The 2,194-nt window shown below is 72.8% G+C and carries 2 protein-coding genes; both read left to right on the top strand.

The features are described 5' to 3' along the window. Positions 1 to 2,000, top strand: a 2,000-nt coding sequence (locus tag AB0B64_RS60710; protein WP_358207685.1) for a type I polyketide synthase, incomplete at its 5' end; no start/stop codon positions are given. Continuing rightward, a partial coding sequence (locus AB0B64_RS60715; protein ID WP_357962684.1) for a polyketide synthase docking domain-containing protein occupies positions 1,990 to 2,194 on the top strand: 205 nt, incomplete at its 3' end. The genes AB0B64_RS60710 and AB0B64_RS60715, both read left to right, overlap by 11 nt.

Below are 2,194 nucleotides of genomic sequence, written 5' to 3' on the forward strand. Positions count from 1 at the left end.
AAGCCCTGCCATGGCCGGAGACCGGTCGGCCACGCCGGGCCGGGGTGTCCTCCTTCGGCGTCAGCGGCACCAACGCCCACCTCATACTCGAACAGCCACCTGCCGAGCCGGAGGAGACCCCGTCGACGGCCCCGCCCGCGCTCGTATGGCCGATCTCGGGCAGGAGCCCGCGGGCCCTGCGCGCCCAGGCCGCCCGGCTGATGCCGGTGGCGGCCGACGCCGACCCCACCGGCATCGCCCAAGCGCTGATGACCACGCGCAGCATGTTCGAGCACCGCGCCGTCGTGGTCGGCCAGGACACCCAGACGTTGCTGGACGGGCTGGCGGCGCTGTCCCGCGGCGAACCGGCCGCCCAGCTCGTCCGGGGCATGGCCCGCAAATCCAACAAGACCGTCTTCGTCTTCCCCGGCCACGGCTCGCAGTGGGACGGCATGGCCGCCGGTCTGCTGGAGACCTCACCGGCGTTCGCCGCGAAGATCGACGAATGCGCGCGTGCCCTCGCCCCGCACCTGGACTGGTCGCTGCTCGACGTGCTGACCGGCGCGCCGTCCGCGCCACCGCTCGAACGCGTCGATGTGGCGCAGCCCGCGCTGTGGGCGGTGCTGGTCTCGCTGGCCGAGGTGTGGCGGTCGTTCGGCGTCCATCCTGACGCGGTCGTCGGGCACAGCCAGGGTGAGCTGGCCGCGGCCTGCGTGGCGGGCGCGATCCCGACGGCGGAGGCCGCGCGCATCGTCGCACTCCGCGGCAAGCTGCTCGGGCGGCTGGTCGGACGCGGCAGCATGCTGTCGGTCGCCCTGCCCGCCGCCGAGGCTGAGACCCGCATCGCCGCCTGGCCGGGCCGGTTGTCGGTGGCCACCGTGAACGGCCCGTCGGCGGTAGTGATCGCTGGGGACAGCGACGCGCTCGGCGAGTTCCAGGTCACCCTTGAGGCGGAGGACGTGCGTGTGCGCCGCATCCGGGCGGCCACCCTCGCCGGGCACTCACCGATCATCGACGACATTCGGGCCGAGTTCCTCGACGGCTTGAGCGAGGTACGGCCACGCCCTGGCGAGGTGCCGCTGATGTCCACCGTCACCGCCGACTGGATCGACACCGACAAACTGGACGCCGCCTACTGGTACCGCAACCTGCGCGAGACGGTTCGGCTCGACCCGGCCGTTCGCGCGCTGGCCGAGCAGGGCCACACCGTGTTCGTCGAGGTGAGCCCGCATCCGGTGCTCACCGGAGGCATGCTGGAGAGCGTCGGCGCCCTGGCGCGAACGGTCGCGGCGGACGTGGCCGTCACCGAGACGTTGCGCCGCGACGAGGGCGGATACGAACGGCTGCTGAAATCCGTCGCCGCCGTGCATGTGCACGGTGTACAGGTGGATTGGTCGCCGCTGTTCGCCGGTGGCCGGGCGCCCGGCGTCGAGCTGCCGGTCTACGCCTTCCAGCGCCGGCGCTACTGGCTGGAGGGCGGAGAGGCCGCGACGGCGGCTGCCGGTGCCGCCCCGACCCCCGACCAGGATCCGGAGCCGGCCGACGAGCCGCTGGCCGCGCGGCTGGCCATGCTCACCGAGCCGGAACGCACCGACGCGCTGATCGACCTCGTCCGGATGCAGGCCGCCGCCGTCCTCGGCTTCCCCGATCCGGAGGAACTCGACCCCGCCGCCGTATTTCAGGACCTGGGCTTCGAGTCGCTGACCGCGGTCGATCTACGCAACCGGCTGGGCGCCGCACTCGGTCTGACTCTGCCCGCGACGCTGCTGTTCGACCAGCCGACCCCGCTCGCGGTGGCCGCCTTCCTCCAGTCGCGGCTGACGCCCGAGGCTGACCCGCCCGCGGTCCACGCCCTGCGGTTGCTGGAGGAGGCCCTGACCGCGCTGCCTCCGGACGCGGCCGAGCGCGCCGAGGTCATGGCGCGGCTCCGCGACCTCACCGGGGAGACGGCCGATCTCGACGCGGCCACCGACGAGGAGTTGTTCGCGATGGTCGACGGAACGAGGAACGATGGCCTCTGAAGACGAACTGCGCGCCTACCTCAGGCGCGCTCTGGCCGACACCCGACGTGCCCAGCAGCGGGTACGTGAACTGGAGTCCGCCCTTCACGAACCGATCGCGATCGTGGGGATGGCTTGCCGGCTGCCGGGGGGTGTGGCCTCGCCGGAGGATTTGTGGGAGCTGGTCGTCTCGGGTGGGGATGCGATCGGGGCTT

The organism is Nonomuraea sp. NPDC049129, assembly GCF_040648495.1.
Taxonomy (GTDB): Bacteria; Actinomycetota; Actinomycetes; order Streptosporangiales; family Streptosporangiaceae; genus Nonomuraea.